The sequence below is a fragment of the Roseomonas sp. CCTCC AB2023176 genome (genome assembly GCF_042259275.1).
GTDB lineage: Bacteria > Pseudomonadota > Alphaproteobacteria > Acetobacterales > Acetobacteraceae > Roseomonas.
The window spans coordinates 4,357,764-4,380,798 of the sequence record NZ_CP170086.1 but is presented as its reverse complement, the minus strand read 5'-3'; the positions used below and the strand labels follow the sequence as shown (position 1 = coordinate 4,380,798).

The 23,035-nt window shown below is 73.0% G+C and carries 22 protein-coding genes and 2 pseudogenes; 11 read left to right on the top strand and 13 right to left on the bottom strand.

Features of this window, described 5'->3' with window-relative positions; genetic code table 11:
• Positions 1-48 precede the first annotated feature (48 nt).
• Complete coding sequence (gene ftsY / locus ACE7GA_RS21950) at positions 49-1,455, top strand: signal recognition particle-docking protein FtsY (protein WP_376091546.1); 1,407 nt, start codon at positions 49-51, stop codon at positions 1,453-1,455.
• Complete coding sequence (locus ACE7GA_RS21945) at positions 1,455-2,162, top strand: creatininase family protein (protein ID WP_376091543.1); 708 nt, start codon at positions 1,455-1,457, stop codon at positions 2,160-2,162. The genes ftsY and ACE7GA_RS21945 overlap by 1 nt, the downstream gene beginning before the upstream one ends.
• A gap of 109 nt (positions 2,163-2,271) precedes the next feature.
• Here the strand turns inward: ACE7GA_RS21945 and ACE7GA_RS21940 are convergent, their stop codons facing one another.
• The 8 genes from ACE7GA_RS21940 to ugpB form a co-directional block, all read right to left on the bottom strand.
• Positions 2,272-2,670 carry a hypothetical protein gene (locus ACE7GA_RS21940; RefSeq protein WP_376091540.1) on the bottom strand — a complete coding sequence of 133 codons (399 nt, stop codon included), beginning with the start codon at positions 2,668-2,670 and terminating at the stop codon, positions 2,272-2,274.
• Positions 2,667-3,221 (bottom strand): NUDIX domain-containing protein, encoded by a 555-nt coding sequence (locus ACE7GA_RS21935; RefSeq protein WP_376091537.1) that lies wholly within the window; start codon positions 3,219-3,221, stop codon positions 2,667-2,669. Before ACE7GA_RS21935 ends, ACE7GA_RS21940 begins: the two co-directional genes overlap by 4 nt.
• A gap of 68 nt (positions 3,222-3,289) precedes the next feature.
• A complete protein-coding gene (locus tag ACE7GA_RS21930) occupies positions 3,290-3,493 on the bottom strand; it encodes a hypothetical protein (RefSeq protein ID WP_376091534.1) in 204 nt (67 codons plus the stop codon).
• 77 nt (positions 3,494-3,570) lie between these two features.
• Positions 3,571-5,763 (bottom strand): glycosyltransferase, encoded by a 2,193-nt coding sequence (locus ACE7GA_RS21925; protein WP_376091531.1) that lies wholly within the window; start codon positions 5,761-5,763, stop codon positions 3,571-3,573.
• A gap of 41 nt (positions 5,764-5,804) precedes the next feature.
• Positions 5,805-6,857, bottom strand: coding sequence for a sn-glycerol-3-phosphate ABC transporter ATP-binding protein UgpC (gene ugpC / locus ACE7GA_RS21920; protein WP_376091528.1), 1,053 nt, complete (start codon positions 6,855-6,857; stop codon positions 5,805-5,807).
• 3 nt (positions 6,858-6,860) lie between these two features.
• A complete protein-coding gene (ugpE, locus tag ACE7GA_RS21915) occupies positions 6,861-7,769 on the bottom strand; it encodes a sn-glycerol-3-phosphate ABC transporter permease UgpE (protein WP_376091525.1) in 909 nt (302 codons plus the stop codon).
• A complete protein-coding gene (gene ugpA, locus ACE7GA_RS21910; RefSeq protein ID WP_376091522.1) occupies positions 7,769-8,650 on the bottom strand; it encodes a sn-glycerol-3-phosphate ABC transporter permease UgpA in 882 nt (293 codons plus the stop codon). Before ugpA ends, ugpE begins: the two co-directional genes overlap by 1 nt.
• Before the next feature lie 84 nt (positions 8,651-8,734).
• The gene (gene ugpB, locus ACE7GA_RS21905) at positions 8,735-10,102 is read right to left on the bottom strand and encodes a sn-glycerol-3-phosphate ABC transporter substrate-binding protein UgpB (protein ID WP_376091519.1); all 1,368 of its coding nucleotides are present in this window, start codon (positions 10,100-10,102) and stop codon (positions 8,735-8,737) included.
• A gap of 171 nt (positions 10,103-10,273) precedes the next feature.
• Between ugpB and ACE7GA_RS21900 the strand changes: the two genes are divergently transcribed.
• The 7 genes and pseudogenes from ACE7GA_RS21900 (at position 10,274) to ACE7GA_RS21870 (ending at position 17,564) form a co-directional block, all read left to right on the top strand.
• Entirely contained in the window at positions 10,274-11,581 is a 1,308-nt protein-coding gene (locus tag ACE7GA_RS21900) for an MFS transporter (protein ID WP_376091516.1), read from the top strand.
• 103 nt (positions 11,582-11,684) lie between these two features.
• The gene (locus ACE7GA_RS21895) at positions 11,685-12,293 is read left to right on the top strand and encodes a sigma-70 family RNA polymerase sigma factor (protein WP_376091513.1); all 609 of its coding nucleotides are present in this window, start codon (positions 11,685-11,687) and stop codon (positions 12,291-12,293) included.
• On the top strand, positions 12,290-12,928 hold the full coding sequence (locus ACE7GA_RS21890) for an NrsF family protein (RefSeq protein WP_376091510.1): 639 nt from the start codon (positions 12,290-12,292) through the stop codon (positions 12,926-12,928). Before ACE7GA_RS21895 ends, ACE7GA_RS21890 begins: the two co-directional genes overlap by 4 nt.
• An 83-nt stretch (positions 12,929-13,011) precedes the next feature.
• Positions 13,012-14,220, top strand: coding sequence for a 3-oxoadipyl-CoA thiolase (gene pcaF, locus ACE7GA_RS21885; protein WP_376091507.1), 1,209 nt, complete (start codon positions 13,012-13,014; stop codon positions 14,218-14,220).
• Between the two features lie 69 nt (positions 14,221-14,289).
• Positions 14,290-15,443 (top strand): annotated as a pseudogene (locus tag ACE7GA_RS21880) (CaiB/BaiF CoA transferase family protein).
• Between the two features lie 32 nt (positions 15,444-15,475).
• A pseudogene (galE, locus tag ACE7GA_RS21875) lies at positions 15,476-16,464 on the top strand (UDP-glucose 4-epimerase GalE).
• A gap of 5 nt (positions 16,465-16,469) precedes the next feature.
• Positions 16,470-17,564, top strand: coding sequence for a hypothetical protein (locus ACE7GA_RS21870; RefSeq protein ID WP_376091504.1), 1,095 nt, complete (start codon positions 16,470-16,472; stop codon positions 17,562-17,564).
• Here the strand turns inward: ACE7GA_RS21870 and ACE7GA_RS21865 are convergent.
• The 4 genes from ACE7GA_RS21865 to ACE7GA_RS21850 are packed head-to-tail and all read right to left on the bottom strand — an operon-like array spanning position 17,523 to position 20,058.
• The gene (locus tag ACE7GA_RS21865) at positions 17,523-18,275 is read right to left on the bottom strand and encodes a hypothetical protein (protein WP_376091501.1); all 753 of its coding nucleotides are present in this window, start codon (positions 18,273-18,275) and stop codon (positions 17,523-17,525) included. The two genes, ACE7GA_RS21870 and ACE7GA_RS21865, sit on opposite strands and share 42 nt — an antisense overlap.
• Positions 18,276-18,278: 3 nt before the next feature.
• On the bottom strand, positions 18,279-18,554 hold the full coding sequence (locus tag ACE7GA_RS21860) for a hypothetical protein (RefSeq protein WP_376091498.1): 276 nt from the start codon (positions 18,552-18,554) through the stop codon (positions 18,279-18,281).
• Positions 18,551-19,345 (bottom strand): hypothetical protein, encoded by a 795-nt coding sequence (locus ACE7GA_RS21855; RefSeq protein ID WP_376091495.1) that lies wholly within the window; start codon positions 19,343-19,345, stop codon positions 18,551-18,553. Before ACE7GA_RS21855 ends, ACE7GA_RS21860 begins: the two co-directional genes overlap by 4 nt.
• Positions 19,342-20,058 (bottom strand): hypothetical protein, encoded by a 717-nt coding sequence (locus ACE7GA_RS21850; protein WP_376091492.1) that lies wholly within the window; start codon positions 20,056-20,058, stop codon positions 19,342-19,344. Before ACE7GA_RS21850 ends, ACE7GA_RS21855 begins: the two co-directional genes overlap by 4 nt.
• 397 nt (positions 20,059-20,455) lie before the next feature.
• Between ACE7GA_RS21850 and ACE7GA_RS21845 the strand changes: the two genes are divergently transcribed.
• Together ACE7GA_RS21845 and ACE7GA_RS21840 are read left to right on the top strand one after the other, a co-directional pair.
• On the top strand, positions 20,456-21,127 hold the full coding sequence (locus ACE7GA_RS21845; protein WP_376091489.1) for an ABC transporter permease: 672 nt from the start codon (positions 20,456-20,458) through the stop codon (positions 21,125-21,127).
• Positions 21,124-21,888, top strand: coding sequence for a GDSL-type esterase/lipase family protein (locus ACE7GA_RS21840; RefSeq protein ID WP_376091486.1), 765 nt, complete (start codon positions 21,124-21,126; stop codon positions 21,886-21,888). The genes ACE7GA_RS21845 and ACE7GA_RS21840 overlap by 4 nt, the downstream gene beginning before the upstream one ends.
• Here the strand turns inward: ACE7GA_RS21840 and ACE7GA_RS21835 are convergent.
• Positions 21,872-23,029 (bottom strand): cell division protein FtsQ, encoded by a 1,158-nt coding sequence (locus ACE7GA_RS21835; protein ID WP_376091483.1) that lies wholly within the window; start codon positions 23,027-23,029, stop codon positions 21,872-21,874. The genes ACE7GA_RS21840 and ACE7GA_RS21835 overlap by 17 nt on opposite strands.
• Between the last annotated feature and the right edge of the window lie 6 nt (positions 23,030-23,035).

The following is a 23,035-nucleotide window of genomic DNA, read 5'->3' as shown; positions in this document are numbered from 1 at the left end:
GGCCGCGCCGCGCGTTTCGGGCGCAACAGATCCGGACACGGTGATCGCATGGCGCTGAAGGACCTCTGGGGCCGCCTGACCGGCCGCGGGACGAAGGAGGAGCCGGCCGAGACTGTCCCGCCGATCACGCAGCCTGACCACGTGCTGCCGCCGATGGCGCCGATGCCCGGCGTCGCTTTGCCCTCGGCGCCGGTCGCTCCGCACATACCGGAGCCGGAAGAGGCGCTGCCCCCGTTCGTCCCGGCGCCCGCGGTCCCGATGCCGCCGCTGGCGCCGCCCCTCCCAGCGCCCGCGCCGGCCGAGCTGGAGCCGCCTCCCAACGTGCCGCCGGTCGAGGAGGATGACGTCCTGCCCGACCGCACAGCCCCCGCGCCGGAGCAGGCGCGTCGGGGCCTGCTCGGTCGCCTGCTCCAGCCTGCGCCCGAGCCACCGCCCGCTGCCGAGGAGTTGGAGCCAGAGCGCCGGGGACCCTTCGCGCGGGTATCGCCGCCGGTGCCGGACGATCCTGCCATGGCCCAGGAAGCGCCGGCCCGCGGCGGCTTCTTCTCGCGCCTGAAGGCCGGCCTCTCCCGCTCGACCGCGAAGCTCACCGAGAACATCACTTCCCTCTTCCGCAAGCGCCGCCTGGACGACGAGGCGCTGGAGGAACTGGAGGACACGCTGATCACCGCCGACCTCGGCGTCGGTGCTTCGCGTCGTATCGTCGAATCCTTCCGCAAGACGCGGTTCGGAAAAGAAGTGACGGATGAGGAGGTGAAGGGCGCGCTGGCCGACGAGATCGCGGACATCCTCGGCCCCGTCGCGACGCCCCTCGCCATGCCGGATGGCGTGAAGCCTTGGGTCGTGCTCGTGGTCGGCGTGAATGGCACGGGGAAGACCACCACGATCGCCAAGTTGGCACAGCAGTGGCGGGCGGAGGGGTACGGCGTGATGATGGCCGCCGGCGATACCTTCCGGGCCGCGGCGGTCGAGCAGTTGCAGATCTGGGGCGATCGCACCGGCAGCACCGTCGTCGCGCCGGCGAAGGAAGGGGCTGACGCCGCCGGCCTCGCCTACGACGCGCTGACCCGCGCGAAGGCGGAGGGCACGGACATCCTCCTGATCGACACCGCCGGCCGGCTGCACAACAAGGCCGGGCTGATGGATGAGCTGCGCAAGGTCGTCCGCGTGCTCCGGAAGGCCGACCCGGAGGTACCGCACGCCACGCTGCTCGTGCTCGATGCGACCACCGGGCAGAACGCCATCCAGCAGTGCAAGGTGTTCCGGGAGATGGTGGACGTCACGGGTCTGGTCGTGACGAAGCTGGACGGCTCGGCCAAGGGCGGCGTCGTCGTGGCGTTGGCGCAGGAATTCGGCCTGCCCGTCCACGCGGTCGGCGTTGGCGAGACCGCGGCGGACCTGCGACCCTTCGAGGCGCGCGACTTCGCGCGCTCGCTGGTGGGGCTGGAGGCGTGATGCAGGGCTTCGACGACGTGCGGTGGGAACGGATGACCGCGCCCGAGATCGGTGAATGGGCGGCGCGCGACGCCACCGTCATGCTGCCCGTCGCGGCGCTGGAGCAGCACGGCCCGCACCTGCCGGTCTGGACGGACAGCCTCATCGGTCACGCGACCTGTGTCCGTGCCGCGCGGCTGGTGCGGGACGACGCGCCGGCGATCGTCCTGCCGCCGATGTGGCAGGGGATCAGCGAACATCACCTGCCGTTCGGCGGCACCATTTCCCTCGATTTCAGGGCGATGCGGGCCGTCCTTGACTGCATCGCACGGTCCATCCGGGCCTGCGGGTTCCGCAAGCTGTTCCTCGTCAACTCCCATGGCGGGAACATCGACCCGCTCGCGGTCATGGCGCGGGAGATGGGCGCGGAATTCGTGATCCCGGTCGTGACGGCGACCGTCCACGGCGCGGCTGCCGCGGACATCGCGAAGATCCTGGAAACACAATGGAGTACGCAGCATGCCTGCGAAGCCGAGACGAGCCTCTGGCTGGCACTCGACCCGGACGCGGTGCGCAAGGACCAGGTAGACCGGGCCCTCTCCAACGGTGGCATGTCCGTCGGCAGTTCGGCCTTCCAGCGCTTCTGGTCCTTCGCCGAGCGTGCGCCGGGCACCGGCGTCCGCGGTGACCCGCGCGCCGCCACGGCGGAGAAGGGGAGCGGCTCCTGACCGCCATGGCGGAGGCCCTGGCGCGGGGCCTGCGGGACCCCGCGCTCTGGACGACGCCGGACGACGTCTGGACGCCCGGCCGGGCCCAGCGCGGCCAGTAGCGCGGCGATCAGTAGGAGAAGGGGATGTTCAGCCGCGCCCCCGCGGCGGGGTCGCGGAACAAGCGGTCCTGCCTGTCCGTGAAGGTGCCGCCGCCGCGGCTGCGCTGATCCGGCAGGTCGCGCGGCTCGATCAGGTCAGGCCGCAGGACCGGCCGTGGCGCCTCGGCGGTGGAGCGCGGGCCTTCGATGGACCGGTTCGGCACGGGCGCCAAGTCCCGCGCCAAGGGCGCCGGTACCGGCGTGGGGGCGGGCAGCGGCGCGATCGGCTGCGGTGGCCGCCGCCGCACCGGCGTGCGGCGCGGCGGAACCGGGCGCGCCATCGGGGCGGGCTGGGCGCCCTCCTGCGCCAGGATCACCGGGCGTTCCGGCGCCCCGGCCAGCGCCACGAGCAAGCCGAGGACGATCACGGCGCCATCTCCGCGGCGCTCGGCAGCGGCCTCATCCCCCGCGCGTCCTCCGGTGGATTGCCCACCGGCGGCCCTGGTGGGCCGAGACCCGCGCGCCACGCTTCGAGGGACCAGCGGACGGAGGGGAAGGCGATCTCCGGCCAGGGGATCTCCTCCCAGGTGAAAATCCGGACGTCGAGGCTCTCCGGCCCCGGCGCGAAGCCCGGGGCGGCGAGGTTGGCCCGGAAGATCACCTGAACCTGGCCCAGGCGCGCGATGGAATAGACGCCGAGGATGCCGCGCAGCGCGATCTCGGCCTGCGCCTCCTCCCGCGCCTCGCGGCGAGCGCCTTCCTCCACCGTCTCGCCCATCTCGAGGTAGCCGGCGGGGAGCGTCCAGTACCCGGCGCGTGGCTCGATGGCCCGGCGGCAGAGCAGGACGCCGCCCTCCACCTCGACCACGGAGCCCACGACCACCTTCGGGTTCTCGTAGGCGACGAAGCCGCAGTCGCGGCACGTAAGCCGTTCCCGGTCGTCGCCGTCGGGTCGGATGCGTTCGAAGGTCCCGGCCATGCGCCGATGGTCGGTCGGCACACCGCCGGTTGCAAGACCGACCGGATGACGCCTCGGCGAGGCGGCGGTTAGACCCGCAGGTCGAGGAGCGAGCCGCGCGGCAAGGGCGACTGGGGCGGGGGAGGGACCTGTTCCAGCAGCCGCTGCGGCGCCGCCGACTTGGCCGGGGTCGAGGCGGGCTGTACCGGGCGGACAGAGCCGATCCCGGCCGCCCGGGAGACGTCCTGCGTGAAAGCGGCGAGCGAGTTCGTCCCGATCATGCGGAGGATCATGCCCGCCAATCGTGGATCGCCGGTTAACCGGCCGCGGGCCGAGGAGCGGGAGGCGGTGCGCACCCCCGCAGGATCGGTTAAGCGATCGTTAACCTTCCACCAACCGGAGCGTGCATCCGCACGCCGGCCTGGGCCTCGACGAAGCCAACCCGCGCGAGCAGATCGTCCTCCCGGCAGAGCATCAGCCCGCGAAGGGTCGCGGCGGCGCCGGGCGGCGTCGTCCAGAGGCGCAGGCCCAGCTCCTCCACCGCAGCTGGCATGTCGAAGCCGAGGCTGACCGCGCCGTCGCCCGCAGCGGACGGGGCGATGCGGAACCGGCCGGCCGGCTCGCCGTCGGGAAGCACCTCGAGGGAGAGGGTCGTGCCCTCGGGGACGGACACCTCGAGGCCGAGCCGTGCGGCCCCGCCGGGCAAGGTCCCTCCGAGCGGAATGCGCAGCGTCACCGGGCCCCGGAAGGGCGCGCCCAATTCCGTCAGCGGCAGCCAGTCGCCGTCGTCCCGCAGGCTCTCGGCGAAGGCTGCGGCCGGCATGGGGCGGCCGGTGTCGTTCCGGAGGAAGGAGAGGCGTTCCGCGGGCGGCAGGGTACCCCGGGCCTGTCGCGGGATCGCCGGGCCCGCGGCGGCCGCCGCGGCGAGGCCGGCGATCTCCACCTCGACGTCGTCCCAACGGCGCAGGGGCGAGACGCCGAGGGCGGCCTCCCGCGTGGCGAGCTCGCCGGGGCGGAGCAGCCGCTCAACCGTGTCGGCAAGGGCCGCTTCATCCTGCGGCGGAACCAGGATCGCGGCCGCGCCGCCCGACTCGCGCAGTGCCGGGAGGTCGGCGACCACGGGCACCTTCCCCCAGGCCAGGCTCTCCGTGACCGGCAGGCCCCAACCCTCGAGATGGCTGTTGTAGACGGTGAAGAGGCAGCCCGCGTAGAGCGCCGCCAGCGCCGCGTCAGGCACGCCGTGGAGGACCTGCACCGCCGCGGCCAGTTCCTCGCTGTTCGAAAGCAGGCCCATGGCGGCCTCGGCGTGCCAGCCCGGGCCGCCGACGAGGACGAGCCGGGGCAGCCGCCCGGGACCGCGGCGCCGCCGAAGCGACAGCCAGGCGCGCAGGACCGTCAGATGGTCCTTGCGGCTCTCGATCGTGCCGACGAAGAGGACATAGGGTTCGTCGGCATGCGCGCCGAGCAGGCGGCGCGCGGCCTTGCGGTCGGGCACGGAGCCGGGCCGCGGATCGGCGTCGAGGCGGGCGACGCCCGTCGGCAGGTTCAGGCCCGGCGCGAGGGCGTCCAGATGCGCCTCGCCCGCGGCGCGGGTCGCCTCGGAGTTGCAGATCAGGCCGGAGGCGCACAGGGCGATGCCGCCGAACCAGCGCGCATAGGCCTGGACGAGGCCTCGGACGCAGTGTTCGGGACGGTCGAGCGGCGCACAATCGTGCAGGAAGGGAACCCAGCGGGCGCCGGAGCGGCGCACCGCTCGCAGGTGTCCGGGGATGCCCCAGGGGCTGCCCAGGCTGACGAGCGCGTCGCCCGCCGCGAAGTCCACGGCCTCCGCGCGGGCGAGGGAGGCCCGCAGCTCGTCGCTCGCGCCCTCCCAGGCTTCGTCGTCGCCGGTGCCGAGGAGGTCGAGGACGGCGGCGAAGGGGGCCGACGCGACGCGACGCCACGTGCCGTCGTGCTCGTCCAGCGTGACGATCCGCGCCCTGTCCCCACCCCGGCGTATTGCCGCGCGCGTCACGCCGGCGACGACGCGCTGGATGCCGGTCGGGATGGGCGTCTGAGCGAGGTGGAGCAGCAGGTCGCTGACATCGTAGGCAACGCTGCCGGCGGAGCCCGCGCGCATGATCGCGCGGCGCGTCCGCGCGACGGGCGGGCCGGCCGCGGTAGTGGCATCCCGGTGGGTCTGCGCCGGCGGTGGTGGTGCCACGGCGACCGGCGCGCGCGGCTGTTCCGGGTCATTGCGGGGCGTGTCCGGAGCGGACTGGGACGCCACCACAACGGGGACGTCGCCGCCGGACCGGAGCGCGGCCAGGGCGTCGCGCGCCGCGCGGGAGAACGGGTCGAGCGAGATCGCGAGGTCGTAGGCCCGCAAGGCCTCGTCCGTGCGCCCGAGCAGGCGCAGGACGTGGCCGCCGTGGAGGGGCGGGTGGGGTTCCGCCGGCGCCAGCGAAGCGGCCTCCCGGTAGGCGAGCAGGGCGGCCGGAAGGTCGCCGTCGCGTCGCGCCCGGTCCCCGCGCTGCAAGGCGGCCTGCCAGTCCGGGGTGGCGTCCTGCGCGTCGGCCGTCATCACCGGGCCGTGTAGCAGATCGGGCCCGCGGCGGAACGGGGCTAAAGGCGGGCGCCGGTCTCCGCCGCGAAGAGGTGCACGGCTTCCGTGGCGATCCGGACCGGGAGCGTGGATCCGGTGAAGGAGCCGGGCAGGCGGGCGGTGATCGGCAGGCCGTCGGGAGAGCGGCCGTGGATCACCGTCTCCGATCCCAGCGGCTCGATCAGTTCGACCGCGAGGGGAAGGGCGCCCTCCGCCTCTCCGGGCAGCAGGTGTTCGGGCCGGATGCCGAGGGTCACGGCGGTGCCGGACGGGGCGGCGGGCGGCTCCGGCAACGCGACGAGGAGACCGGAGGCGAGTCGCGCGCCGGCCCCGTCCAGCGTCGCGGGCAGGAAGTTCATCGAGGGAGAGCCGATGAAGCCGGCAACGTAGATGTCGGCGGGGCGGGAGAAGATCTCCATCGGGCGCCCGACCTGCGCCGCGCGCCCGGCGTTCATCACGACGAGGCGGTCGCCGAGCGTCATCGCCTCCACCTGGTCGTGGGTGACGAAGAGGGAGGTGACGCCGAGGCGGCGCTGCAGGCGGCGGATCTCCGCCCGCATCTGGACGCGCAGCCTCGCGTCGAGGTTCGAGAGCGGTTCGTCGAAGAGGAAGAGGGCGGGTTCCCGCACGATGGCGCGGCCCATCGCGACGCGCTGGCGCTGGCCCCCGGAGAGCTGCTTCGGCTTCCGGTCCAGCAGCGGCTCGATGCCGAGGATGCCGGCGGCGTCACGGACCCGGCGTTCGATCTCGGCCTTCGGCAGGCCGCGGATACGCAGGCCGTAGGCCATGTTCGAGAAGACGGTCATGTGGGGGTAGAGGGCGTAGTTCTGGAACACCATGGCGATGTCCCGGTCCGCCGGTTCCAGCCCCGTCACGTCGCGCCCGGCGATGACGACCTCGCCGGAGGTTGCGCTCTCCAGCCCCGCCACGATCCGCAGCAGGGTGGACTTGCCGCAGCCGGAGGCACCGACGATCACGACGAGCTCGCCGTCGGCGACGTCGAGGTCCACGCCGTGCAGGACCTGGGTGGTGCCGAAGGACTTCCGGATACCGCGGAGGGAAAGCGTGGCCACCCCTTACTTCTCCGTATCGGTCAGGCCGCGCACGAACCAGCGCTGCATCAGGACCACCACCAGGACCGGCGGCAGCAGCGCGAGCACGGCCGTCGCCATGATGATGTTCCACTCGTTCCGCGCGTCGCCCGTGCCGATCATCTTCGAAAGCCCGACGACGATCGTCTCGAGCGAACGGTCGTTCACGATCAGCAAGGGCCAGAGGTACTGGTTCCAGCCGTAGATGAACAGGATGACGAACAGCGCCGCCATGTTCGTGAGGGACAGGGGAAGGACGACGTCGCGCAGGAAGCGGATGGGCCCCGCACCGTCCATCTTCGCGGCCTCCACGAACTCGTCGGGGATGGTCAGGAAGAACTGCCGGAACAGGAGCGTCGCGGTGGCCGAGGCGATCAGGGGAATGGTGAGGCCGAGCATGGTGTTGTTCAGGTTCAAACTCACGATGACCTGGAAGGTCGGGATGATCCGTACCTCGACGGGTAGCATGAGGGTGATGAAGATCGCCCAGAAGGCGACCATGCGCAGCGGGAATCGGAAGAAGACGACGGCGTAGGCCGAGAGGATGGAGATCGCGATCTTCCCCGCCGCGATCAGGGTCGCCATGAGCAGCGAATTCCAGAGCATCAGCGCGGCCGGGGCGACGTTGATCTGCGTGCCGCCGGTGTTCAGGGCCTGGGCGTAGTTCGCCAGCGCGTGCGACCCGGGGGTCAGCGGCATGTCGCCGCGCCCGACTGTCCCCACGTCGTGGGTGGAGCCGATCACCGCGAGGTATATCGGGAACACGAATATGACGACACCGAGGAGCAGCGCCGCGTGAGCCGTGAGGCGAGAGACCAGATGACGCCGTCGCGTCGCGCGCAGGAGCGCGTCGTCCCGGATGGCCGGAATCCGGTCCGTGGTGACCGCCGACATCAGTAGTGCACCTTCTTGTCGATGCCCCGGAACTGGAAGGCCGTCAGCGCGACGACGATGAGCATGAGGATGACGCTCTGCGCCGCGGAGGTCCCGAGGTTCAGGTTCTGCACGCCGTCCACGTAGACCTTGTAGATGAGGGTTTCCGTGGACTTGCCCGGGCCGCCCTGGGTGAGGGCGTGGATGACGCCGAAGGTCTCGAAGAAGGCGTAGGTCAGGTTCACCACCAGCAGGAAGAAGGTGGTGGGCGAGAGCAGGGGAAAGGTGATGGTCCAGAAGCGCCGGGCGGGGCGCGCGCCGTCGATCGCCGCGGCCTCGTTCACCGCGGCCGGGATGGACTGGAGGCCCGCGAGGAAGAAGATGAAGTTGTAGGCCACCTGCTTCCAGGCCGAGGCGAGGATGACGAGGAACATCGCCTGCGCGCCGTTCAGCTTGTAGTCCCAAGGGATGCCGGCCCCGTTCAGCGCGCGGCCGATGATCCCGATCTGCGGATGGAAGATGAAGACCCAGAGCACCGCCGCGATGGCCGGCGCGACCGCGTAGGGCCAGATCAGCAGGGTCCGGTAGGCCGTCGCGCCGCGCAGCGACTTGTCCGCCTGCACGGCGAGGAAGAGCGCGGTCCCCAGCGCCAGCACGGCGACGCAGGTCGAGAAGACCACCGTGTTGCCCGCCGCGCCGAGCCAGGTCGGGTCGGTCAGCACGTCACGGAAGTTTTCCAGGCCGACGAACTCGCTGGACAGGCCAAAGGCATCCTCGCGCAGCAGCGATTGCCAGACGGCCTGGCCGGCAGGCCAGAAGAAGAAAATCCCGGTGACGATGAGCTGCGGCAGAAGCAGCGCGATCGGCAGCAGCGTACCCCGGAAGATCACCTTCTTCTGCATCGTCCCTCCCGCAATGCCCCGCCATTGCACGAACAGGCCGGGAAGGGGGTGCCCCTCCCGGCCCGCCGCGTCAACGACCCGCCGTTACTGCGGGGCGCGGTTCGTCCGCTCGAAGTTGCGAAGGACCGCGTTGCCGCGGGTCTGCGCGTTCACCAACGCCTGGTCGGCCGTTTGGCCGCCCTGGAAGGCCCGCTCCATCTCCTCCTGGATGATGTTGCGGATCTCGACGAACCCGCCGAGGCGGATGCCCCGCGTGTTCTCCGTTGTCTGGCCGCCGCCGCGCAGCAGCTGCTCGATCGGGATGTCGGCACCCGGGTTCTCCCGGTAGTAGCCGCGGGCCTTCAGCTCTTCGTAGGCGCGTAGGGAGATGGGCAGGTTGCCCGTGTCCACGTGCCACTTGGCCGCGACTTCGGGCCGGGCGGTGTAGCGGAAGAACTCCGCAACGCCGCGGAGCTCGTCGGCCGAACGCTGGCGGCTCGGGCCGGCATTCATCGCCCAGAAGGAGGCACCGCCGATGATCGAGTTGAACGGCGCGCCCTGCACGTCGTCGTAATAGGGCAGCAGCGCCGCGCCCCAGGCGAACTGCGCCTCCCGCACCACGCGTCCGCGGAAGGCGGAGGAGGTGAACATGATCGCGCACTCACCCGAGGGGAACAGCGCCTCGCCGGCCGTGTCGCGGCCGCCGTATCGGAACAGGCCCTCGCGCTGCCAGTTCACAAGGTTGGTCAAGTGCCGGCGCATCAGCGGGTTGTTGATCGCGAGTTCCGTGTTCAGCCCGCCGAAGCCGTTGCCGAGCGTCGCGAGCGGGATGTTGTGGATCGCGCTCATCTGCTCGATGTGCAGCCAGGTCGGCCAGGCCGTGGACATCGGGCAGGCGTGGCCCGATTCCTTCAACTTCCGCGCTGCCTGCTCGACGCCCGCCCAGGTCGCGGGGAACTGGTCGGGGTTCAGCCCGGCCCGGCGGAAGGCGTCCTTGTTGTACCAGGCGATGGCCGTGGAGGAGTTGAAGGGCATGGACATCATCCGTCCGTCCGGCAGGCTGTAGTAGCCGCGGACAGGGGCGAGGATGTCGTTGAAGTCGATCTGCGTGCCCGTCTCCGCCAGGATCTCGTGTACCGGTCGGATGGCGCGGCCGGCGGAAATCATCGTCCCCGTACCGACCTCGAACATCTGGACGATGTGCGGCGCCGTGCCCGCCCGGAAGGCGGCGATCGCGGAGACCATCGTCTCGGCGTAGGAGCCGCGGAAGGACGGGACGACGCGGTAGCGATTCTGGCTGTTGTTGAAGTCCGTCGCGATCTGCTCGAGCAGGCCGCCGTTCGGCTGGGTCAGGCCGTGCCAGAACTGGATTTCGACCACGTTCTGGGGGGCGGGGGCCTGCTGGGCCGAGGCCGGGGTGGCGAAGGCAGCCGCGAGCGCGAGGGCGCCCGCCGCGATGGAACGTCGCAGCATCGAAGGTTTCACTCCCATGAACTCGGAGACGCGCCGACTAGCCGTCCCTCTTTGCAGAGAGATTACAGTCGTGTTGCGGTTCCGTGGAAGCCGGGCGCTTGCCACTTTCCAGGGCCGCCCGCTTGATGGCTTGGTGAGAGAACCGGCGCCCCGCCGCACAATGTTCGTCGCGTGATCCCGCGCGTCCGCCGGACCGGGGCCGTGGTCGGGGTGCTGGGTGCTGCCCAGACCCTCGCCTGGGCGTCGTCCTACTACTTGCCGGCCATCGTCGCCGCTCCGATGGCCCGCGACTTCGGCATCGCGCCCAGCGCCGTCTTCGCGGCGTTCTCGGCCTCGCTTCTGCTCACGGCCGTGCTGGGGCCGGCGGTGGGGCGGGCGGTGGACCAGCGCGGGGGCAGGGGCGTGCTGCTGCTGTCCAACCTGATCCTCGCGGCGGGACTCGCGACGCTGGCCCTCGCGCCAAGCATCCCCATTCTATTCGTTGGCTGGGGATTGCTGGGGCTCGGCATGGCGCTCGGCCTCTACGACACGGCGTTCGCCACGCTTGCCGGCCTGTACGGGCGCGACGCGCGGCGCTCGATCACGGGGATCACGCTCATCGCAGGGTTCGCCAGCACGGTGGGCTGGCCCTTGACGGCGGCCCTCGAGGCTTGGCTCGGCTGGCGCGGTGCTTGCCTCGGCTGGGTCGCCCTGCACCTCGTGGTCGGCCTGCCGCTGCACCTGCTGCTGCCCGAGACGCCGCCCCCGCCGCCGCGTGCCGCCCCGGCGGTGGCGTCGGCGGATGGGCCGGGCTGGCCGGCACTGCTGCTCCTGGCGCTCGCCCTTGCCGCCTCCGGCTTCAACACGACCGCGATGAGCGCCCACCTTCCCAGCCTGCTCGCCGCCGCGGGGGCCACCGCGGAAGCCGCGGTGCTCGCGGGGGCGCTCGTCGGTCCGACGCAGGTCCTCGCCCGCGTGGCCGAATGGACGTTGCTGGGCCGGGCGCATCCGCTCGTCACGGGCAAGATCGCCGCCGCAGCGAGCCCCGCGGCCGCCGGAGTGCTGGCCCTCGGCGGACCGCCCGCCGCCTTCGCCGTGGTGCACGGGGTTGGGCAGGGGCTGTTGACGATCGTGCGCGGGACGCTGCCGCTCGCCCTCTTCGGGGCGCGGGGATACGGCGCGCGGCAGGGCTGGATCCTCGCGCCGATGCGATTCCTTCAAGCCCTCGCGCCGGTCGGCTTCGGCCTCGTGCTGGAGGGGCCGGGCTCGGCGCGCTTTGGCTCTACGCGGGGCTCGGCGTCTTCAGCCTGGGCGCCCTCTACGCGCTCCGTTCGCTCGCCAGCGAGGGCGGTCCCGATTGATGGGCGAGGACGACCGGGCGGCCCCGACCGGTGTCCGTCGCTGGGGCGCCGGTACGGGAGGCCGGGGCGGTGGCCATCCCCATGCCGTTTCCTGCTCGCGACTGGCGCGGAAGGGCGCTCGCTCCCCCACGGTTCTTGATGTCGGCCGACGACTCATCGCTGTCCGTTGAAGCTGCGGGCTGGCAGCGACGGGAGCCCTGCCTTCGGCGTAACCTGCCGGTTCCCCATGCGAAGTGCCTTGCATGCCGCCCATCCCCTCGCCGAGGCTGCCGCCGCAGCCCGGGCATGCCGCCCGGCCGGCGGAGGTGCGACGCCTGAACCCCGAACGCGAATGGGAAGGGCTGATGGCCGCCGCGCAGGCAGGGGACGCGAAGGCCTATGACCGGTTCCTCCGTGCCATCCTGCCCCTGGTCCGCGGCGTCTGCCGCCGCCGCCTGCGCGATCCGTCCGATGCGGAAGATGCGGCGCAGGACACCCTGCTGACGGTCCACCGACTCCGGCACACCTACGACGCGACGAGGCCGATCCGGCCCTGGCTCATCGCCATCGCCGACCGGCGCGCGATCGACCGGGCCCGCGCCCTGGGCCGGCGGGGCACCGAGGTGGAGCTCGGGGATGACGTAGCCGCCCCGGCGTCCCACGCCGCGGAGGACGCGCTGCGCGCGCAGGACCTTCGCGCCGCCGTCGCCGCACTGCCGGCCTCGCAGCGCACGGCGCTGCGGCTGGCGAAGCTGGAGGAGTTGAGCCTCGCCGAGGCCAGCGCCCGGAGCGGCATGAGCATCGGCGCCCTGAAGGTCGCGACGCACCGCGCGGTGGCCAGCCTCCGCCGTCGGCTGGGGGCTGCGGGATGAGCGCCGAGGATCTGATCGGGCATCTATCGCGGGACCTCTCGCCGGTGCGGCCGATCTCGCCCTGGCGGCGCGGCGGGCTCCTGGCGGTCCTCGCCCTCGCCGTGCTGGCGGCCGTCGCCGGGTCCGCGGGCCTGCGCGCCGACGTGCTCGCGCGGCTCGGGCTGGCCTATGAGGTGGTGCAGCTCGGGGCGTCCACGGTGACGGGGGCGCTCGGGCTGCTCTCCGCGGCGATGCTGGCCCAGCCGGACCGGACGATGGCCTGGGCGCTGCTGCCGCTGCCGCCGGCGATCCTCTGGGTGTCGGTCCTGGGGCTGGGCTGCCTGCAGGACATGGCGCGGATGGGCGATGCGGCGCTGGCCCTGCAGACGTCCTGGGGCTGCTTCCGCTTCATCCTCGGCTTCGGGCTGCCGATGACCGCGGTCGCGATGCTGCTTCTGCGGCACGCCTGGCCGATCCGGCCGGTGCCGGTCGCGGTGCTCGCGGCGCTGGGCATCGCGGGCTTCTGCTCGACGGCGCTCAGCCTCATCCACCACCTCGACACCGGGCTGATGGTGCTGGTCTGGCATGGGGCCTCGGCCGCGACACTCCTCCTCGCCTGGTCGCTGCTCGGACGGCTCGTCCCGCGGCGCGCCTGACGGCGGGGCGCGGGCGGGGCACCTTGCCGCGGCCCCGGTTTCGCGCTTCCTCTCGGAGCAACCAGCCCTGAGGGGGAGAGACGATGCCCGAAGCCTTCATCTGCGACGCGGCACGCACGCCCATCGGCCGCTATGCCGGCGCGCTCGCCGGGGTGCGGGCTGACGACCTCGGCGCCGTGCCGATGGCCGCGCTGATGGCGCGGAACACCCAGGTGGACTGGGCCCGGCTGGACGACGTGATCTACGGCTGTGCCAATCAGGCCGGCGAGGACAACCGCAACGTCGCGCGCATGGCGTCCCTCCTGGCCGGGTTGCCCGACAGCATCGCGGGTGCCACGGTCAATCGCCTCTGCGGTTCCGGCATGGACGCGGTCGGTATCGCCGCAAGGGCGATCAAGGCCGGCGAGGCAGGGTTCATGCTGGCCGGCGGGGTCGAAAGCATGACCCGCGCGCCCTTCGTGATGGGCAAGGCGACGGAGGCATTCTCGCGCTCCGCCGAGGTCTTCGACACGACCATCGGCTGGCGCTTCGTCAACCTGAAGATGAAGGCGCAGTACGGCACGGATTCGATGCCCGAGACGGCGGAGAACGTCGCGCAGGATTTCCAGGTCGCCCGCGCCGAACAGGATGCCTTCGCCTGGCGGTCGCAGCAGCGCGCCGGCAAGGCGATGGCGGAAGGCCGCTTCGCCGAAGAGATCGTGCCGGTCACCATCCCCCGCCGGAAGGGCGATCCGGTCGTCGTGGACAGGGACGAGCATCCGCGGCCCGACACGACGCTCGAAGCCTTGGCGAAGCTGGCGACGCCCTTCCGGAAGGAGGGCGGTTCGGTGACGGCCGGCAATGCGTCGGGGGTGAATGACGGGGCCTGCGCCATCCTGCTCGCGACGGAGGAAGAGGCCGCGCGCCAGGGCCTGACGCCGCGCGCGCGTGTCGTGGCAGCCGCGACGGCCGGCGTGCCGCCGCGCATTATGGGCTTCGGCCCGGCGCCAGCGACGCGCAAGGTACTGGAGAAGGCGGGGCTGCGCCTGTCCGACATCGCGGTGATCGAGCTGAACGAGGCTTTCGCGGCCCAGGCGCTCGCGGTGACCCGCGACCTCGGCCTCGCGGACGACGCGGAGCACGTCAATCCGAACGGCGGCGCCATCGCCCTCGGCCATCCCCTCGGCATGAGCGGGGCGCGGCTGGTCCAGACGGCGGTGCACGAACTGCATCGGCGTGGCGAGCGCTACGCCCTCTGCACCATGTGCATCGGGGTGGGGCAGGGGATCGCGATGGTGATCGAGCGGGTCTGAGCACCCGCCGTGGAAGATCAGGCGCAGCCGCTCGCGGGCCTGACGGTCCTCGACTTCGGCCACACCGTCATGGGGCCGGCCTGCGGCGTGGTGCTCGCCGACCTCGGCGCGGACGTGATCCGGATCGAGCCGCCGGAGGGCGACCGCACGCGTCGCCTCGGCGGCTTCGGGATCGGGTTCTTCGGGACCTACAACCGGAACAAGCGGTCGCTCGCGGTGGACCTGAAGGACCCGCGCGGCCTCGACATCGTCCGCCGCCTCGCGGCCCGGGCCGACGCCCTGGTCGAGAACTTTGCCCCGGGCACGATGGAGCGGCTGGGACTGGGATGGGACTCGCTGCGGCTCGTGAACCCGCGCCTCGTCTATTGCAGCCTCAAGGGTTTCCTGCCGGGGCCATACGAGCACCTTCCGGCGCTGGACGAGGTCGTCCAGATGCAGGGTGGCCTCGCGTACATGACCGGACCGCCGGGGCAGCCGCTGCGGGCAGGCACCTCCGTCGTGGACATCATGGGCGGCGTCTTCGGCGCGCTCGGCATCCTCGCGGCGCTGCGGCGTCGCGACGCGACGGGGCAGGGGAACTCGTCCGCGCCTCGCTTTTCGAGAGCGTGGCCTTCATGGTCGGCCAGCACATGGCCGCCGGCGCGCTGGCGGGGGAGCGCGTACCGCCGATGACCGCGCGCCGCATCACTTGGGCAATCTACGACGTGCTCCAGGCCTCTGACGGACAGGTCTTCGTCGGCGCCGTGTCGGACGGCCATTGGGTGCGGCTCTGCGAGGCCTTCGACATGGGCGAACTCGCGGGCGACCCGTCGCTTTCGACCAATGCCGGACGCGTGGCGGCGCGCGACCGGATCATGCCGGTCCTGTCGCGGCACGTGGGCGTCCTGACCGTAGCCGAGGTCATGACGCACTGCCGGCGGGCCCTCCTCCCCTGCGCACCGGTCGCGCATCCCTCGGACCTCGAGACGGACGAGCACCTGCTCGCGAGCGGGATCCTGGCCGACACCGTCCTTTCCGCGGGGGTGCGGGCGCCCGTCCCCATGACGCCCCTTGCGTTCGGCGATTCCGTTCCGGCGCTACGTCGCCAGCCGCCCCCGGTCGGATCGGACACGCGCGACATCCTCAACGGTCTCGGCTTCTCCGCCGAGGAGATCGCCGGCCTGCGCAGCACCGGGGTGCTCGGCGGGCCGGACCCGGTTGTGCCGGGGATGGCTGCCCCATAAGAGGGGCGCCGCCCGGGCACCGGAGAAGGCGATTGGGTCGTTACCTCGTGACCGGCGGCGCCGGCTACGTCGGCAGCCACGCCGTGCTCGCGATGCGCGATCGCGGCCACGCCGTCGTCGTGCTTGACGACCTGCGCAAGGGCCATCGCAGCGCGTTGCCCCCGGACGTGGAGTTCGTCGAGGCCGACCTCGCCGAGCGCGGCAGGGTGGAAGCAGTGCTGTCCGGGCCGCCGTTCGACGCGGTGCTGCACTTCGCCGGCCTGTCCGTCGTCTCCGACAGCATGCGGGAGCCGCTGCGGACGATCGGCGAGAACGTCGCGACGACCCTCTTCCTCGCGGATGCCGCCCTGCGTGCGGGGTGCCGACGTTTCGTCCTCTCCTCCACCGCAGCGATCTTCGGCACGCCGGAACGGGTGCCGATCGACGAGGGCGACGCGGTCGCGCCGGTCTCGCCTTACGGCGAATCGAAGCTGCTCGCGGAGCGCGGGCTGGAATGGGGGTGCGGCAGGCCGGGCTGCGCTTCGCCTCGCTCCGCTTCTTCAACGCGGCGGGCGCCGACCCCGCGGGCCGCGCCGGGGAGGACCACCGTCCCGAGACGCATCTCATCCCCAGCGCGATCGACGCAGCGCTGGGGCTGGGTCCGCCGCTCACCGTGTTCGGGACGGATTACGACACGCCGGACGGCACGGCGATCCGGGACTACGTCCACGTGACCGACATCGCCGACGCGCATCTCCGCGTGCTTGACCGGCTCGATGTCGAGGCATCCTGCCGCTACAACATTGGCAACGGCCGGGGGTATTCGGTGCGCGAGGTCCTGGACGCGGTCGGGCACGTCGCCGGGCGCGAGGTGCCCTGGGTCGCCGGGCCGCGCCGGCCGGGCGACCCTGCGGTTCTCGTCGCGTCCAGCGCGCGCATCCGCGCGGAGACGGGCTGGGCGCCGCGCCACGGCAGCCTGGACGATATCGTCCGCACGGCCTGGGCCTGGCGCGTCGCGAATCCGCGCGGCTACCGGGACTAGCGGCGGTGCCGGTCCGACGCATCGTCTTCGCCGGTGACGTGCTGCACCCGGAGGGTGATCCGGCCGGGCCCTGGTTGCGACGGCTGTTTGGCGCACAGGTCGCCGGGGCGACGGGGATCGGGATCGAGGTCGCCAGCTTCGACACGGCCGGTGCCTACGCGTGCTGGGAGGCCGAGCGGTCCTGGGACGGTTGGGCCGCGATCGCGGATGCCGGCGTCGCGCCGGCCCAGGCGCTGGCGCTGTTCGAGGCGGCCTTCGCCGACGCTCTCGTGCTGGGCTTCGGCCTCCCGCCCGTCGCCAAGCGGGTCCTGAGCCACGTCGGCCTTCCGTTCATCGACCTAGCGGTTCATCCCTTGCGGTTCCTCGAGGACCTCTCCTTCGCGGCGCAGACGAACGATCCCGGCGTCTTCGCGGGCCTGCTGCCGCATCACGCGGAGGGGTCGCGCTTTCGCGCGGCGGCGGGGCTGGTGGCCGCGGCTGCGCCGTGGGCGGAGCCGGCCTCGGCAGTGCTGCTCGTTGGCCAGCAGGCGCGGGACCCTGCCCTCCTGCACCGCGGGCGCTTCGCCGACTTCGCCGACTTCCCGCGGGCGGTCCGGGGCGCCGCGGGCGCGCTGGATGGCGCCGCATTCCGCCCGCACCCGGCCGAGCCCGGAGACTTCGGCCTCGTCGCGGCGGGCGTGCCGATCACCGCGCTGCGCCTGACGCGCGCCGACTTCTACGGCCTCATGGCGTCCGGCGAAGTGACGCGGATCGTCGGGCTCTCCTCGCCCGTCCTGACGGAGGCCAGCTACTTCGGCTGCGCGGCGGAGCGGCTGCTCGACGACCCGTTCGACCTGGCCGACTTGGCGGCGGAGGCCGAACCAGGCCAGCACCTCAGCCTCGTGGACGGTTTCTGGGTTGCGGACTTTTGGCGCGACGTCCTGTCGCCGCTCATGCCCGTCACCCGCGCCGACGGCCAGCGCTGGCGGCCGCCGCCGAATGCGCTGCGCGCGGCGGTCGGGCGGCTCCGCGGGCCGGGTGAGCCGGCGCCGGCGCCCTGGTCCGGGTCGGGTCGTACGTCAGAGGCGTTCCGCGACGATCCGGCGGAGGCCCAAGCCTAGACCGCGCTTCTCCTGCCCTCGCGGGTCCGGAAAGGCCGGCCCGGACAGGATCAGGGCGAGCGAGCCGAGGCCCCCCGCGTCGGCGGAGACGAGGCTCGCCTGGAGCACCGCCTGTTCCTTTCCTTCCCCGGACAGGGTGACGTCGAGCGGCGCGCCCTCGTGCAGCAGCGTGATCTCCGTCGCGCGCAGCGGGAGGCCGAAGGGTGCGAAGAGCGCGAGATGCACGCGGATGGCGCCGGCGCCGAGGCTGGGGAGGATGATCGAGGCGACGGAGTGCCGGGACCAGCGGAAGCCGCTGCCCGGCTTCCCCTCCGGCTCGTGCCAGCCGAAGCCGCGGAAGGCCGGGTCCGCGGGGTTGATGTCCACCCGGTCCGGCAGGGTGGGGCTGGACGCGACCGTCATCGGCGCCGCCGATGCACGGAGCGGATCGAGGGCGACCCATTCGCCCCGGCTGCGCCGGCCCTCCTCGGCCGCCTGGGCCGCGGCGGCGGCGCGGGCCTCGACGCGGCCGAGTTCGGCGATCAGCGCGCGCGCCAGCGCGGCCGTCGCGGCGTCCACGGCGGCGAGAGGTTCGGCGAGCCGGTCCTCCATCGCCTCGGCGCGGCCGTTCGCGGCGGCGTCGCGGATGGCGAGGTCGGCGCGGTGCAGCGCCGCGAGGTCCAGCCCTTCGCTCGGCAGCGGGGGCGCGGCGAGGAGACCGGGGGTCGGCATGGATCAGGCGGCCCGGGCGAGGGAGGTGGCGAGGTCTGCGATGCCGCGCGCGGCCGCGCCGGCGGCGGCCCGCCCGAAGCAGGCGCGGCCGAGGCGGAAGGCTCCCTCGCCGAGGGCCCGGCGCCGGGCCGGGTCCTGGACGAGGCGCAACAGGTGCGCGACGCATTCGGCCCGTGACCGCGCGACGACGAACGCAGCGCCTTCGTGCTGGTCCAAGCCCGCGGCAGCGGCTTCTGACAGGAGGAGGGGCAGGCCCCGGAGGAGGGCGTCGCGCGTCATGGCCGCCGCCGCTTGGCCGGAGGCGAGATTGACGGCGATGTCCGCGCTGGCCAGCGGATCTCCGTCCGGCCCCGCCATGACCACGCCGACGGGGAGGACGTCCGCGGGCGGCGTATCCCCCAGGGCAAGGCACCCGGCACCCTCGGGCGCGACAGCCGGCCAGACCTGTTCGAGGAACCAGCGGAGCGTATCCACCCCGGCATGCTCGCCGCCCGCGACGACCATGCGGCGCACCGGCCCGGCACGGTCGGGGCAAGGGTATTCCGGCCCTCGCGGGGGAGGAACCAGGCGATGCCGGGCAAGGCGCGCCGCCACGCGGCCTGCGTTGCCGGATCGCCCGTCGTGAGGAGGTCGAAGCCGGTAAGGCGGATGGCGCGGTCGAGGGGCACGGGGCCGGCTGGCGGCATTGGCGCCGCGTCCACGGCGCGGAGCGTTGTGCCCGGCGCGGCGCCGCCCAGGACGGCCAGGTCCTCCGAGCCGAGCAGGAGCAGGTCGTGGCGCCCCGCCAGCAAGGCCGTCCTCGCGGCCGCGGGGAGGGCGGGTGTGCCGGGCCCGTCATCCAGCGTCAGGATATCCACCTGCATCTCGCCGCCGAGCGTCGCGGCGAGGTCGGCGATGCGCGACGGTCCGCCGTGGCGTGCGACGAGGAGGGCGCGGGGGCGCTGCATCGCCCGTCGCAGGGCGGCCGCATCGCGGAAGATCGCGAATTGCCGCTCCGACGCAGTGGCCTGGGCGGTCGCGAGGGCGGCGGAGTCGGCGGCGACCTCCCGACGGACGGCGTCGCTCGTCATCCATCGCCGAGCGAGGGCGCCCGTGGTGGCGGCATCGGGCGCGGCGTGGAAGGGGAGAGCACTGCCAGGCCGCGGAGCGCCGAGCCGGTGCCAATGACCGGCACACCGGTCGCCAGCGCCCGCAGGGCAGCGATGGTGGCGTCGGTCTCGCCGGGGCAGACGAGCAGGTCGAGATCGTCCGCCGACGGCTCCTCGGCCAGGAGTTCGAGACCTCGCCGTGCCGCGCCGAGGCGCGCCGCGAGCGGTCCGCCCACGCGGAGCACGCCGCCCCGTCCGGCAAGGCGCCCGAGATCGAGCGCGGGGACGAAGGCAGCGGCTGCGCGCAGGTCAGCCGGGTCGGACCCGGCGGCGAGGCCGATGCGACGGCTGCCGCGGTCGGGCCGGCGGACCACCGTCACCGGGAGGTCGAGGGCGGCGACGGGACGCGCCGTGAGGCGTCGCAGCCCCGGACATTCCGCGTCGGCCGCGAGGATGAGGTCGGCGCGATCGAGCTGGCGCGCGAGGACGGCGGCGTCCGGCGCCGCCTCGGCTGCGGGGGCATGGGCGACGTGCAGCACCCTCGGCAGCCCGGGCGGGCAGAGATCCAGGGCCCCCGCGAGGTGCGGGCCGCGCGCGACGACGACGTCGCAGGACTGTCGCGCCAGGGCGTCGCGCAGCGCGGCCTGGAGGGCGGGCGGCAGGGCAGGGTCGAGGCTGGCGGACGAGGCGGGCACGGCACGAGGTGACCCGGTCCCACGCTGCCCGCATCGCGCCGACGGCGGCCGCGTCGAGCGGCCGTGATGGGGCGAGGACGAGGTGCACGGCGTGGCCGAAGGATTTGAGGCGGGCGAGGAGGGCGAGCGCCCGGACGCGGTCGTCCTCTTCCGGCGGATGCGTGGGGGTGGAGGAGACGACGAGGCAGCGCATCGTCTCAGCGCGCCAGGGCCGGCTTCGCGTGGGGTGCGCGACACGCCATCCGTCCCGGTCTCCCCCTGCAGCCCGCTGCGGTGGTGCCACGAGGGCCCGGGCCGGACAAGCGAGTGGCCGTCGTCACGGAGCGCAACTTGAAGGGGCGCGGGAGGTCGGCGAAAAGCGAGCGCGCGCAGGAAGCGCGGAGAGGTGGGAATCCCGATGCGTCATCGTCTTGTCGCCGCATGGTCCGTGATCGCGGCCGGCCTCGCCGGGCCGGCGCTCGCCCAGCCGATGCTCTACGAGCAGCGGCTGCCGGAGGGGACGGGGTTCGTGCGCCTGGTCAACGCCACGGCGGGGCAGATCACGGTGAAGCCCGACTACGACGAGGCGACGACCCTCGGCACCAGCGGTGCGGAGCGGGTAAGCCCGTTCTACGTGTCGGAGGGTATCGCCGGCCGCCCCGTGCGGCTGCAGGTGACGGCGGGGGGGCGCACCGTGCCGGTGGAGGTACGGCTGCAGGGCAGCGCGCTCAATATCGTGGTGATTCGCGGCAGCGGCGAACGGATGAGCGCCGACGCATTCCAGGTGCGCCAGCTCTACGAGCAGCAGCGGGCGGTGCTGGCCTTCGTGAACGCGGTGCCGGACTGCCCGAATGGGACGGTGGCGCTGGCGAACGGGCAGGCGGTGATCCAGGGCGTCGGGGCAATGACAGCGCAGAACCGGGCGGTGGCGCCGGCGGCGGCGGTGGTGCGGGCGTCCTGCGGCACGCAGTCGGCGCCGAACCTCGATCTGGGCCGCCTGCAGGCGGGCGGGTTGTATTCGGTGTGGCTGATGGCGCCGGAGGGGCAGCCGATCTCCTTCGTGGCACGCGACACGATCGCCCGGCGGTGAGCCGCCTCGGCGGTCTGCTGCTGGCGGTGGCGCTGTCCCTGACGGGGACGGCGGCGGTCGCGCAGACCGCCTGCCCCGCCATCCCGCCGCGAAACCCCATCCCGAAGGAGGCGGTTCCGACCAACCTGGATGAGCCGCAGTGGCGGGCGCGGGTGGCGGAACTGCAGCGGGTGACGGCAGGGGACCTATCGCGGGTGCAGGTCGCCTTCCTCGGGGATTCGCTGACGCAGGGGTGGTTCCCCCTGATCTTCGAGCAGTTCTACGGAGGCCGGTCCGCACTGAATCTCGGCGTGGGCGGGGACTTCACGCAGGGGCTGCTGTGGCGGATCACGCAGGGCGGGCATTGGCCGGCATCCCTGCGGCCGCGGGTCGCGGTGCTGCTGATCGGGACGAACAACGCGGCCTTCGCCGACCGGGCGGAGGACACGGCGCTCGGCGTGGCGGAAGTCATCCGCGCGATCAGGGCGCGGTCGCCGACGACGAAGATCCTTCTCGTCGGGCTGCTACCGCGCGGGGCCGACGGGACCGACGCGGCGCGGCAGATGAACCGGCGGGTGAACGCGCTGATCGCGCGCTGCGCGGACAACGTGTCGGTGTTCTGGACGGATCCCGGGCCGATGTTGACCGACCCGTCGGGGCGGCTGTCGGAGCAGATGTCCTACGACCGGCTGCACCTGACGATGGTTGGCTACGCCATCCTGGCGGCGGGGCTGGAACCGTCCATCCGTGCCCTGTTGGGCGAGCCTACCAGCGGGCGATGAAGGCGCGCTCGGCCGCAGTCAGCGGCTGGGCGATGACGCGTTCCGGAATCTCCCAGATGATGAGCTTCGGCGGGGTTTCGCGGAAGTTCTCGCCGGCAAGGTAAGTCGCGGCGGCACCGGCGAAGCCGCCGCCGGCCTCGGCCGCGTTGTAGATCGAGCCGCGCAGGGCTTCCTGGAGGAAGCCGTGGAAGTTGGCGTTCACCGAGTAGGAAGAGCCGATGAGGGCGACCTCGGCGGTCGGGACCTCGTCCAGCAGGCTTCCGCCGCCGCCTTCGCCCTCCGGCGCTTCGGTGCGTGCCTTGCGCTCCCGGTCCGGATCGGGGCGGAGGGCGTTGCCGACACGGTCGAGGCTCATCAGGCGCAGCAGGTCGCCCGGGCCGTTCGCCTCCTCCGGCGCGAGGTCTGTGCGGTAGGCCTCGTTGCGGGCCAGCTCACGGTTCGCGATCGCGGCGGCGATGGCCTGGGCTGCGGCGCGGGCGCCGTCCTGGTTCCAGTGCGTGTCGGTGCGGTAGTACGCACCGCCGGGACGCGCGGCCTGGGCGGTCAGCGCGGGGAGAAGCGGCACGACGTCCGTTACGCCGGCGCTGCGCATGGCGGCGAGCCAAGCGTCGTGGCGCGCACGCGACTGGGCGGACCATGGCGCGCCGCACAGGCGGTTCTCCATCACGCGGGCCTTGTCCGGCACGATCGCGATGACAACCGGGATGCCGCGCGCGGCGAGGGCGGCCTGCACGCGGCGAAGGCCGGCGGCGCGCTCGGCCATGGCGGCTTGGGCCTCGGGCCAGGGGCGCAGTTCCTCGGTGAGGAAGAGCGTGTCGTCGCATCCGACGCGGACCTGCGGGCCGCCGGAGCCGAAGAGCATGTAGCGGAAGACGCCGCCCGTCGCCCGCAGGAGCGGGTCGGAGGGAAGCTGGTGCGCCATGACGTAGTTCACCGCGGCGGTGGTGCGGCCCGCGAGGAAGGCTTCGCCTGTCAGCGTGGGGCGCAGGCGCTGCTGGGCCGGGGCGCTGGCGATCGCCTCGATCCCCTGCCACGCGCCGACGGCCAGGAGGAGGATGGCCGCGACGCCTTCGAGCGAAGCGACGCGGTGCATCCAGCCAGGGTTTTCCGAGCGTGGGGTCTTCGGGGCGGTGTCGCTCATGGCGCC

Bases quoted from the DNA above. Each gene is read 5' to 3' on its own strand.
- ACE7GA_RS21855 (WP_376091495.1), bottom strand. From the start codon at position 19,345: ATGACGAGCGACGCCGTCCGTCGGGAGGTCGCCGCCGACTCCGCCGCC.
- ugpA (WP_376091522.1), bottom strand. From the start codon at position 8,650: ATGCAGAAGAAGGTGATCTTCCGGGGTACGCTGCTGCCGATCGCGCTG.
- ACE7GA_RS21930 (WP_376091534.1), bottom strand. From the start codon at position 3,493: ATGATCCTCCGCATGATCGGGACGAACTCGCTCGCCGCTTTCACGCAG.
- ugpB (WP_376091519.1), bottom strand. From the start codon at position 10,102: ATGCTGCGACGTTCCATCGCGGCGGGCGCCCTCGCGCTCGCGGCTGCC.
- pcaF (WP_376091507.1), top strand. From the start codon at position 13,012: ATGCCCGAAGCCTTCATCTGCGACGCGGCACGCACGCCCATCGGCCGC.
- ACE7GA_RS21860 (WP_376091498.1), bottom strand. From the start codon at position 18,554: ATGACGCGCGACGCCCTCCTCCGGGGCCTGCCCCTCCTCCTGTCAGAA.
- ACE7GA_RS21895 (WP_376091513.1), top strand. From the start codon at position 11,685: ATGCCGCCCATCCCCTCGCCGAGGCTGCCGCCGCAGCCCGGGCATGCC.
- ACE7GA_RS21835 (WP_376091483.1), bottom strand. From the start codon at position 23,029: ATGAGCGACACCGCCCCGAAGACCCCACGCTCGGAAAACCCTGGCTGG.
- ACE7GA_RS21845 (WP_376091489.1), top strand. From the start codon at position 20,456: ATGCGTCATCGTCTTGTCGCCGCATGGTCCGTGATCGCGGCCGGCCTC.
- ACE7GA_RS21865 (WP_376091501.1), bottom strand. From the start codon at position 18,275: ATGCCGACCCCCGGTCTCCTCGCCGCGCCCCCGCTGCCGAGCGAAGGG.
- ACE7GA_RS21945 (WP_376091543.1), top strand. From the start codon at position 1,455: ATGCAGGGCTTCGACGACGTGCGGTGGGAACGGATGACCGCGCCCGAG.
- ACE7GA_RS21890 (WP_376091510.1), top strand. From the start codon at position 12,290: ATGAGCGCCGAGGATCTGATCGGGCATCTATCGCGGGACCTCTCGCCG.
- ACE7GA_RS21925 (WP_376091531.1), bottom strand. From the start codon at position 5,763: ATGACGGCCGACGCGCAGGACGCCACCCCGGACTGGCAGGCCGCCTTG.
- ACE7GA_RS21935 (WP_376091537.1), bottom strand. From the start codon at position 3,221: ATGGCCGGGACCTTCGAACGCATCCGACCCGACGGCGACGACCGGGAA.
- ugpE (WP_376091525.1), bottom strand. From the start codon at position 7,769: ATGTCGGCGGTCACCACGGACCGGATTCCGGCCATCCGGGACGACGCG.
- ftsY (WP_376091546.1), top strand. From the start codon at position 49: ATGGCGCTGAAGGACCTCTGGGGCCGCCTGACCGGCCGCGGGACGAAG.